The organism is Myxococcus vastator, assembly GCF_010894475.1.
Taxonomy (GTDB): Bacteria; Myxococcota; Myxococcia; order Myxococcales; family Myxococcaceae; genus Myxococcus; species Myxococcus vastator.
In genome coordinates this window covers 1-10,123 of record NZ_JAAIYB010000319.1, presented here as the reverse complement: position 1 = coordinate 10,123, position 10,123 = coordinate 1, and the positions used below count along the sequence as shown (strand labels likewise).

Annotated in this window: 6 protein-coding genes; 3 read left to right on the top strand and 3 right to left on the bottom strand. The window is 71.0% G+C overall.

The genetic code is table 11. The features are described from left to right. Positions 1–1,521: 1,521 nt before the first annotated feature. Complete coding sequence (gene dnaK, locus G4D87_RS26310; RefSeq protein WP_163785134.1) at positions 1,522–3,129, bottom strand: molecular chaperone DnaK; 1,608 nt, start codon at positions 3,127–3,129, stop codon at positions 1,522–1,524. A 205-nt stretch (positions 3,130–3,334) separates the two neighbouring features. Between dnaK and G4D87_RS26305 the strand changes: the two genes are divergently transcribed. The 3 genes from G4D87_RS26305 (at position 3,335) to G4D87_RS26295 (ending at position 6,706) form a co-directional block, all read left to right on the top strand. Further along, positions 3,335–4,168, top strand: coding sequence for a class II glutamine amidotransferase (locus tag G4D87_RS26305; RefSeq protein ID WP_205507730.1), 834 nt, complete (start codon positions 3,335–3,337; stop codon positions 4,166–4,168). Between the two features lie 287 nt (positions 4,169–4,455). Next, positions 4,456–6,357: a GYF domain-containing protein gene (locus G4D87_RS26300; protein WP_240358625.1), complete on the top strand. Its 1,902-nt coding sequence runs from the start codon at positions 4,456–4,458 to the stop codon at positions 6,355–6,357. A gap of 19 nt (positions 6,358–6,376) precedes the next feature. After that, positions 6,377–6,706, top strand: coding sequence for a DUF1330 domain-containing protein (locus G4D87_RS26295; RefSeq protein ID WP_163785127.1), 330 nt, complete (start codon positions 6,377–6,379; stop codon positions 6,704–6,706). An 88-nt stretch (positions 6,707–6,794) separates the two neighbouring features. Here G4D87_RS26295 and G4D87_RS26290 read toward each other — a convergent pair whose 3' ends face one another. Both G4D87_RS26290 and mrtX read right to left on the bottom strand, forming a co-directional pair. Further along, positions 6,795–9,017, bottom strand: coding sequence for a M4 family metallopeptidase (locus G4D87_RS26290; protein WP_163785126.1), 2,223 nt, complete (start codon positions 9,015–9,017; stop codon positions 6,795–6,797). Positions 9,018–9,244: 227 nt separating this feature from the next. Continuing rightward, positions 9,245–9,964, bottom strand: coding sequence for a myxosortase MrtX (gene mrtX / locus G4D87_RS26285; RefSeq protein WP_163785123.1), 720 nt, complete (start codon positions 9,962–9,964; stop codon positions 9,245–9,247). Positions 9,965–10,123: the final 159 nt, after the last annotated feature.

Below are 10,123 nucleotides of genomic sequence, written 5' to 3'. Positions count from 1 at the left end.
GGACGGGGGAGGGCGCGACGGTGTGGTGCCGGCGGGCACCAGCGCTGGCAGGGACATGGTGGGCCGGGCCCCGGGCCGCTGCTGTGGGACCGTGGAGGGCGCCACGGGAGGGACGACCTGGCCTAGCGCGAGTACGGGAGGCGGCCTCGACGCCGGCGCTGTTCCTTGGGGGCGCGCCGGTGCGGCGCCTGCCTGCGGCGCGGCTGCGGGGATTGTCGGGACCGTCCTCGTCTGGGCCGGAGCGCGGGGCGCTACCGGGGCAACCGAGGGGACGCCTGTCGATGCGGGCGAAGCTGGAGCGCCTACCGGTGCGATGGAGGGCACGGCGCCCGCGACTGGGGGCGCAGCGGCTCCCACGGGAGCGACGGAGGGAACGACTCCGGTCGAGGACGGCGACGCGGGTGCGCCCATGGGCGCGATGGCAGGGGCAACGGTGGGAATGGCGCCCAGGGTGGGACGCTGTGCCGGAGGAACCGCACCCGCCGGACGCGGAGCAGGGGTGTTTCCGCCAGCTGCCGGGCGAGGCACGGGCGTCGGTGCCCCCGCGGCACTGGGGTTCGAGCCCTGGCGCGGGGGGGACGTGTTGGCTCCAGTGGGATTGGCGCCAGCCGGTGCGACGCGAGGCACGGGCGTCGTCGAGCCAGCGGTGGGGGAGGCGGCCGGTGCCGGTCGCGAAGCGGGCGCTGTGGTGCCTGCAGGGGCCACGCGGGGGACAGGTGTGTTCGCACCAGCGCCCGTCACCTGTCGCGGCACGGGCGTGGCGGCTCCCGCTGCACCGGTGGCCGGACGCGGCACGGGCGTGGCGGCCCCTGCAGCTCCAGTGGCCGGACGTGGCACGGGCGTGGCGGCCCCTGCTGCCCCGGTGGCCGGACGCGGCACGGGTGTCTTGGCGTCAGCGCCGCTGGTGCCCTGCGGAGCCGTGGGCGCTGTCCCAGCCGGAGGCGGACGCGCAGCCGGGCTCGTCGCGGCACCCACCGCCGGAATCGCGGGCAATGTCGTGGGCGTACCCCGCGGCGCGGGCCCCGAGCTCGGAACCGTGGGCGCTGCCCCAGCCGGAGTCGGACGCGCAGCCGGGCTCGTCGCGGCACCCACCGCCGGAATCGCGGGCAGCGTCGCGGGCGTACCTCTCGGCGCAGTCCCCGAACTCGGCACTGCACCCGCCGCCGGACGTGCCGGCGCCGTCGCGGGACTCGCACCGGGCGCCGTCGCTCGTCCAGGCGCACCCTCTCCAGCGCCCGTCCGCACCGTGGGAATCCCCGTCATCGTGGCTCGGGGCGGCACCGCGGGCGTCACGCCCGGGGGACGTGCGACAGGCGTCCCCTGGGGCCGCGGCGGCGGAGTCGGCCCGCTGGCGGCGGGCGACGACGGAATCGTCCCGGGCGTGACGGGACCGGGCACGGCGGCCGTCACGCGTGGGACGGCGGGCCGGGCGGGCGTGGCCGGTGTCCCGGGCGTGGCTCCCGGCGGTTTGCCGGCGCTGGGGTCTGAAGGCTCGGACATCGGCGTGGTCGGGTCGCGGCCTTACTGCGCCGCGGCGGGCAGGTCGTCGCTGTTGTGGCCAGCAAGCCGGGTGTTCCGGTTGGCCTGGATGGACTGCTGGATATCGGCCTCGCTCATGCCGGAGGACAGGGTGATGGAGGTCGACGTCTTCTGCCCCGTCTCCGTGTCGCACGCGGACACGTGCACCAGGCCATCCGTGTTGATTTCGAAGGTGACCTCGATCTTCACCTCGCCGCGGTAGCCGATGCGGAAGCCCGCGAACTCGAACTCGCCGAGCATCTCGCACTCGTCGGCGCGGTTGGACTCGCCCTGGTACACGCGAATCTTCACCTTCTCCTGGCCGTCGCGGCTGGTGGTGAACGTCTTCGAGCGGTCGATGGGAACCGGCGTGTTCTTGTCGATGATCTTCTCGGTGTACCCACCCACCGTCCCGATGCGCAGCGACAGCGGCGTGACGTCCACCAGGAACGTCTGCGTCTTGCTGTCCAGCAGCGCGTGCGACTGGAGCGCCGCGCCCATGGCCACGACCTGGTCCGGGTTGATGCCCTCCAGCGGGTCCTTCTGGAAGTAGTGCTTCACCGAGTTGCGGATGATGGGCAGCCGCGTCGGCCCGCCCACGAGGATGACCGCGTCGATGTCGGCGGCCGTCAGGCGCGCGCTCTGCAGCGCCTCGTCGCACACCTTGAACGTGCGCTGCACCAGGTCCATCACCATGCGGTTGAACTGGTCCTGGTTGAGCTGCCCACGCAGGTCCATGACGTTGCCGTCGGCGTCCTGGCAGATGCCCTGGCAGAGAATCTCCGCGGAGCCCGTCTGGCCCACGTCGATCTTCGCCTTCTCCGCGGCCTCCTTGAGCATCTGCAGGCAGTACTTGTTCTGCCGCACGTCCAGGCGCGTACGGGCCAGGAAGTCATCCGCCAGCCACGTCATGATGCGGTCGTCGAAGTCGTCGCCGCCCAGGTACGTGTCGCCCGCGGTGGCCAGCACCTCGAAGACGTCCTTGCCAATCTCCAGGATGGAGACGTCGAAGGTGCCGCCGCCCAGGTCGTAGACCACCACGCGCTGGTTGACGTCGCGCCCGAAGCCGTACGCGAGCGCCGCGGCGGTGGGCTCGTTGAGGATGCGCAGCACCTCCATGCCGGCGATGCGGCCCGCGTCCTTGGTGGCCTGGCGCTGGTTGTCGTTGAAGTACGCGGGCACGGTGACCACGGCCTTCGTCACCTCCTGGCCCAGGTACGTCTCCGCCACCGCCTTCATCTCCTTGAGCACCAGCGCGCTGATCTCCGGGAGCGAATACGAGTGCTCGTTCACCGCGATGCGCACCGAGTTGTTGTCGCCCTCGACGATGCGGTACGGCATCACCGCCTGCGCCTTCTTCACCTCGTCGGAGAAGTAGTAGCGGCCGATGAGGCGCTTGGCGGAATAGACGGTCTGCTCTGGGTTCGTGATGATGTTCTTCTTGGCCGCGTTGCCGACCAGGACCGAGCCATCCTCGAGGAACGAGACGCAGGAGGCGTGAGTCGTCTCTCCCCACTCGTTGGGGATGACGATGGGCTGGCCGTCCTGGACCACCGCCACGCACGAGTACGACGTGCCCAGGTCGATGCCGATTGCGATATCGTCCGCCATTCCGTCTCCGGTGAAGACCTGCAGCAGAGGTCCGTCGGTGAAGCGCACGGAGGTTAGGCACCCCCAGGAGCGGGTGTCAACGTTCCCGTGTCAATAAAGCCCAGCCATTTCAAGGGCTTAGCGAGGGTGCAAGGGAGCATGCCCGCTGGCTTGAGGGGGCGCTCCGAGGCCATTATCTCTCATGGCGAAGGGGGTTTGCTCATCCATGTCCGTCATCCTCGCCGCGCTGACGTCCGACCCGAACCTGTTGCGCTGTGAGCTGCACCGCCTCCAAGGCCAGGTCCTGCTCCAGGCAGGGCCGAAGGCGAACGCCTTGGGGGTGGGAGCCTACGCCCAGGAGGAGGTCCTGTTGCGGCGCTTCTCCAGCGGCGAGGCGCTGACCCTGGACTCGCTCGCGCCCCCGCATGAATCGGAGGCGCTGCTGTTCCACGCCGGCCAGCTGCCCCTGGGCTTGTCGCTGGAGGAGAACACCCAGCCCTTCCGCTCCCGGCGCTGGTTGTTCGCGCACCAGGGCGGAGTGCGGGGCTTCGAGCTGCTTCGCGCCCCGTTGCTGGAGTCGCTGCCGGACCACCTGCGGCGCCAGGTTCGCGGTGGAACCGAAGGGGAGCTGCTGTTCGCCGTCTTCCTCAAGCGCCTGCGCGAATTGGGCCGCACGGAGGACCCGCGGCTGGAGGCCGAGGTCGCCGGCCGCGTGCTGGCGGACACGGCGCGCGAGGTGGCTCGGGCCGCGGTCCAGGCCGGCGTGGCACGCACGCCCACGCTCAACCTGGTGGCCACCAACGGCACGCTCCTGGCGGCGACCCGGTATGGCGAACAGCCCTTGTACTGCACGCGGCTGGAGGGGTCGGCCGAATGCGAGCTGTGCGAGGTGACGCCCGAGACACCGGACAGGCAGCCCTCGGTGGGGGCGCACCGGCGCTGTCGCACCGTGGTGGTGGCCAGCGCGCTCAAGCGCACCTCGGGGTGGGTGGAGCTGGCTCATGGCCACACGCTGTCGGTGGGGCCGGAGCTGCAGCTGCACGAGCTGTCCGACTCGTGAGCGACGTGCGCGAGGACGGCGCCTGGGCTTGTTGGGCGTGAAGCGGTTGGAGGACAGCCAGGGAAGCAGCGCGTGCCGTGCCGACGGGCTGTGTGTGCATGCCGCACAGTCGGGGCATTGTACGAAGGTGGGGCCTGGGAACTACGCTAGGGCTCCGTCCCTCGTGGGGGCTGTGTCCACCTCCGCGCAGACGCTCGCCGTTTGACGAATCGCCATGGTGGCATTCCATTGGGTGAGGTCTGATGGTGCGGCTTAATCGGGACCGGATGGAATCAAGGAGCGGGTCGATGGCCGGCAACTCAGGGGAAGACAACGCCAACCCGGGGCACGCCCGGGAGGTCGCCCCAGAGCGCCCTGATGAGGGCGATTCGCCCGTGCTGGATGGCGTGTCGGATGCGGAGCTGGACGCCATCGTGGGCCAGCTGCGCACGGACAAGAGCCTTCGTGTCCGGCCCAGCGCGCAGCCGCGCTACCGCGAGGCCACGCAGTCGGAGCGGCTGCACCGGGGCGCGGGCCGTTCAAGGGCGTCCACCTTGGGCGAGGAGGCGGCGCCGCCGAAGGAAGCCGCGCCCGTCGTGAAGCAGGCCTGGTACTTCGTCACGGGCGGCGCGGCCTACGGTCCTCACGACCTCGCGGACCTGAAGGCCCACGTCGAGCGAGGGTTTCTGGGCTTTGATTCCCTGTGCTGGCGCGAGGGGTTCGGTGAGTGGCTGCCCCTGGGGCACATCCCGGAGCTCGCTTCCGCGCTGCTTCCGCCGTCCGTGCCCGCGGGACCTCCGCCCGTTCCGTCGGAAGCGGCCGGGGCCTTCAGGCCTCAGGCCGCGCGCGCGGTGGAGGTCTCAGAGGCCACCACGGAGCGGGTGATCCTGGATGCACCGGGCACGGTGGTGCCCCCCTTCGCGGCCATTGCTCCCGCCGCCGTCGTGGCGGCTCCCGCGGTGGGCGCTACCGCCATGCCGCGGACGCAGGCGTCCGGCGCACCACCTGCCGTGGAGGCCCCAGGGGCTCCGGAAGCCGATGCCGCGGCGCTCGCGCCGGAACCTGTCACCGCGCCGGCCGCGAGCGACTTCGCCGCGGACGGCGCCCCGGCGTCGGACCCGATGCCCGTGGCGGAGCCCGTGGGAACCCACGCGGTGCTGGCGGCGCCGTCGCCCGAGGAGCGCACGCGTCGCAAGCGCCGGCTGGGGCTCCTCCTGGCGGGGGGAGCCATCGGCGGCATGTCGGTGGCCCTGGCGCTGGGCGTCTTTGGCGGAGGGAGCGGCCGTGGCGCCGCGAGCCCCGGCGATGCCGTGGACACGACGCGCGGCCCCGGTACGCCCCTGCCCGCGCAACAGCCGGTGGCCGCGGAGGCCGCCGCGCCCTCGCCGGAGGCCGGCGCGGCTGGGCGTCAGGGCGGCGCGGCGTCGGGCACCCCGACGTCAGCGGGTGGCACGGGCAGCGCGAGCCTCAGCGGCGCGGGCGTCGCGACGTCGGCCGCGGAGCGCGCGCGCGACCCGAGCCCGATGCAGGAGCCCGCCCGCGCATCGCCGCCCGCGCTCTCGGCCGTCTCGGTCGACCGCGGAGGTCGCGTGCCAGAGCTGACCGGCACGGAGAGCACGGCGCGCGCCGCGACGGGCGGCGGACGGCCGGCGCCGGAGGAGCGCGTCTTCGAGCGGCCCACGGGCAGCCTCTCCTCGCGCGACGTCGCCGTGGCCTTCGTCATCGGGAAGCACTCCGTGGCGCCTGCTCCGGAGCCGGAGCCCGCCAGGCGGCCCGCCACGACGGTCGCGGAGGCCGCGACGGCTGGCGGCTCGGAGGACGACCTGGGGCCCGACGCGGACTTCGACCGCGTGCTCTCCGGCCCGGGACCCAACGCCACCAAGCACCACAAGCCGACCGTCTACGTCCCGCCCGACCCGACGGCGCCCCGCGAGTCGCTCGACCTGGCCACCGTCTTCGCGGTGGTGCATGCCCGGCGCTCGGAGCTCGCGGCGTGTGCCCGCGAGCAGTCCGCGCCGCCGCGGGAGGGAGACCGGGCCGTGCTGCGCTTGAGCGTCCTGCCCAGCGGGAAGGTGGAGTCCATCACCACCGAGACGTTGTGGCTGCGCGGCACGTCGCTCGTGCGTTGCATGCAGCAGAAGATAGGCGCCTGGACGTTCCCCAGGCACCGAACGCAGGGAGCGCCCGTCGTCTTCCGATACGAGTTCTGAGCCGCCGCGAGGAGCGCCCATGCCTGCTTACGTCCTGGTCGAGGTCTCGGTGCACGACGCGCAGACCTACGAGCGGTACAAGCAGCTCGCGCCCCCGTCGCTCAAGCCCTACGGGGGCCGCTACCTGGTCCGGGGCGGCCCCACCCAGGCCCTGGAAGGCACCTGGCAGCCCCCGCGCTTCGTCCTGCTGGAGTTCCCCAGCGTGGAGCACGCCAGGGCCTGGTGGGCGTCCCCGGAGTACGCCGCCGCCAAGGCGCTCCGCCACGAGAGCGCGCACTCCATCATGTTGCTGGTGGAGGGCGTGCCGGCCACGACGCCTGTCACCGAAACAGGGGAGTCATCGGCCTGAGCGGCCGCTGAAAAGCCGAAGCCCGGCGCCAGCCCGCGGTAGGTCGCGGGCCGGGCCGGGCTCTGGAATCTTCAGTGAAGCGAGAGGGCTAGTTCACGCCGACGGCGGTCCAGCTCTCCTTGACCTTCGCCACTTCCGTGGAGTCCGCGCCGTAGAGGTCCGTAGCCGCGTTGATGGTCGCGGTGCGGGCCTGGGCGAACGTGGTGCTCGGCGTCATGTAGTGGGCCAGGGCGCGGTAGTAGATCTTCAGGCCCTTGTCCATGCCGATGGCGTCCTTCACCTCGATGCCGGACGTGCGGTTGGTGCCGCCGTTGGTCAGCAGGTAGAAGGCGTTGTTCGCGATGCCGCTGGAGCCGTGCACCTCGGTCTGCTTCGGGTAGTTCTTGAAGTTGTCGATCGAGTAGTTGTCCTTCGTCGGATCGTCCATGTAGCGCAGGCCGTCGGTGTCATCGCCGTTCGTCGGCGTCCAGGCCGTCTCGCCCACCGTCCAGTTGAACTTCACGTCGGGGTTCTTCTGGGACGCGTACCACTCGAGGCCAGCGCCCATGATGTCGCTCATCGCCTCGTTCAGACCACCGGACTCGCCGCGGTAGATGAGGCCGGCGGTGCGCTCGGTGAGGCCGTGGGCGATCTCATGGCCCGCGATGTCCAGCGCGGTGAGCGGACCGGAGTTGCGGCCGTCGCCGTCGCCGTAGCTCATCTTCTCGCCGTCCCAGTACGCGTTCACGTAGTTGTTGCTGACGTGGACGTAGGAGACCAGCTTCTCACCCGCGCCGTCGATGGAGTCACGGCCGAGGACGTCCTTCATGAAGTCGTACATCATCTGGCCGCCGTAGTGCGCGTCCACCGCGGCCTTGTTGCGCTCCGGGTCCGTGGGCTCGCCCCAGACGTTGTTGTCGTCCTTGATGGGCGTCTGGCCGCTGGCGCGCTCGCGGTTCATCGCGTCGTAGGTCGCCACGCCGTCGCCGCGCGTGCCGTCCTCGAGCGTGTACGTGCCGTCCGCCTGCTGCTTCGTGTCCAGCGCGACCTTGCCGCTGTACATGGACGTGTCGTCCGCGACCTTCTCGCCGGTCCCCGGCTCGTTGGGCTCACCGGCCTTCGGGGTGATGGTCAACCCCCAGCCGTTCAGCGTGCCCGTGTCGCGGCGCGCGTTGTCCTTCACCGACAGCGTCCACTCGCCCTTCGCGGACTCGCCCGCGAAGCCGCTCAGGTCGAAGCTGCCCTTGACGTGGTCCGCGCTGCCACCCGTGCGGTTGTGCACCGTCTCCGACTTGCCGGAGGGGCTGGTGAGCGTGACCGACAGGTCGCCCTTGAACGTGTGGTCGATGTCCAGGTCCAGCTTCAGCTGGTCCACGGTGCCGTCCTGGGTCACGTTGACCTTCGACGTGACGGTGGCCAGGTCGGCGATCTCCGCCTTCGGCGTGGCCGAGGCCTTGATCTCCGCAGGCGTCGCGGCGGCGCCGTGCGCGTGGTCCGCGCCGTGGGCGTGGTCGGCGTGGTCCGCGCCGTGGGCGTGGTCGGCGTGGTCCGCGCCGTGGGCGTGGCTGTGGCCGTGCGAGGCGCCGTGCTGGCGGGCGTACCCGTCAATGGCGTTGAACTGCTCGAAGAGCTTCCCGGTGTTGGCGTCCACCAGGTAGTTCATCTTGCGCGGATTGTCGGTGCCATCCACGTTGGTGACTTCCACCCGGTACGCGGAGTGGTACTCGCCGGAGATGTCCTTGTAGATGACGCGCTCGGAGTTCGGCTGGCGGTCCGGCTTGCCGTTGAACTCCTTCAGCGCGATGTCCATCGCCTGGCTGTGCGTCACCTTGGGCTTCTGCGTGCCCAGGCCGGCCGGGATTTCAGACTGGTCGCCGGTGGTGCTCTTGAGCTTGCCCTCGGAGTCGAGGTGCGTGACGACCTGCTCGCCGAAGACCTTCACGCCTTCGTGCTGGCGGTCCAGACGCACGTGCGTCATGCCCAGCGAGTCACGCTCCACGCTCTTCGGCGTGTACGCCGGGAACTGCACGCCGCCGACGATGCCGGGGTTGCGGATGGACGACTGGGTGGAGGGCGACAGGTGCGCCAGCGACGTCTGGATGGCCGTCTGCGCCTCGCGGCTGTCCAGGGAGAGCCGGCCCACGGGCGGCGGCAGCGGCTTCAGCGACTTCTCCGCGCGCGCCAGGTCCGTCGTCTTGGCCGCGGGGCCGAACCCGTCCTTGATGATGTTCGGGGCGATGGTCGCCGGCTTCGCGGCCGTCTTCGACTGAGCCTCGGAAGCAGCAGTGGGGCGAATCGTGGGCTTCGGACCTTCGGTGCGGCGAATCGTCATTGGGGGTCTCGAACTCAGTGCAAGGGGGTTGAAGAGTTATCGCCGCAGTGTGGCACGGAGTTTCTTGTGATATTTTCGACGCAACAAGTCATTCGCGGAAGACAAGTAAAACCCTGTCGAGCTTCCGTTGAAATCAGGTTACGGGCGCGTCAACACACCCCATGCTTCACGGAGGGTGGGCGCGGCGCTGCTGCTGGGAGTGGGGGCGCGGCGAAACTCGGCGGAAATCAGCCGAAAAAAGAAACCTCGAGAAACCGCACGTAGAGGTTGCAAGCCGCGTGAAACAGGGCGGCGCCGATGACGGTGCCGGTGCGCTCGCGCATCCACCCGAAGAGCAGCGCCGGGAAGAACACGGACAGCCGCCACGCCTGGAAGATGGCCAGGTGGCCCAGGGCGAACAGCAGCGCCGTCAGCCAGAAGGCGGGGCCCAGCCGGCCCCCCAGGAACTTGCGGCCCTGCGGCCAGGCGTCGCGCAGCCGCGTCTGGAGGTAGCCCCGGTAGAAGAACTCCTCCGGCAGCGCGACGACGAAGAGCTGGTCGATGAACCACTCGCCGAAGCGCGGGGGCAGGCGGGGCTGGAAGCGGGCCTCGCCCATCAGCGGCGTGAGGTGCCGGGCCAGCGCCGTGGGCAGGTGGGGCAGCACCTCCGCGAACGCGGCGAAGCCCAGGAAGAAGAGCGGGCCCACCACCGCGGACAGCAGCAGGAACAGGCGCAGGTCCTCGCGCCACGCGCGCAGCGACAGGCCATAGTCCCCGTAGTCCTCGTCACGCCAGCGCATGGGGATGAGCGGCAGGTAGAGGAAGCCCACCGTCGCCACCAGCTTGGGGACGCTGGTTCCGCCCAGCAGGAGGAAGGTGGCGACGATGGACAGGAAGCCCACCGCCCACAGCCCCACCGCTTCCTGCACGGCGTTCGGTCGCCAGGGAGTCGTCACGGCCCGGGTCATGGCATGTCCACCGACGCCAGCTCCACCTTCACCGCGTTCAGCGGGAGCACCCGGCAGCCGCGGCGGTGCTTCTTCACCACCACCGCCACCAGCCGCCCCTCCGCGTCGAAGACGGGGCTGCCCGCGGGCAGGGCCAGGGGGACGTCATAGAAGGGGGCC

Bases quoted from the DNA above. Each gene is read 5' to 3' on its own strand.
- G4D87_RS26300 (WP_240358625.1), top strand. From the start codon at position 4,456: ATGGCCGGCAACTCAGGGGAAGACAACGCCAACCCGGGGCACGCCCGG.
- G4D87_RS26305 (WP_205507730.1), top strand. From the start codon at position 3,335: ATGTCCGTCATCCTCGCCGCGCTGACGTCCGACCCGAACCTGTTGCGC.
- G4D87_RS26295 (WP_163785127.1), top strand. From the start codon at position 6,377: ATGCCTGCTTACGTCCTGGTCGAGGTCTCGGTGCACGACGCGCAGACC.
- G4D87_RS26290 (WP_163785126.1), bottom strand. From the start codon at position 9,017: ATGACGATTCGCCGCACCGAAGGTCCGAAGCCCACGATTCGCCCCACT.
- dnaK (WP_163785134.1), bottom strand. From the start codon at position 3,129: ATGGCGGACGATATCGCAATCGGCATCGACCTGGGCACGTCGTACTCG.
- mrtX (WP_163785123.1), bottom strand. From the start codon at position 9,964: ATGACCCGGGCCGTGACGACTCCCTGGCGACCGAACGCCGTGCAGGAA.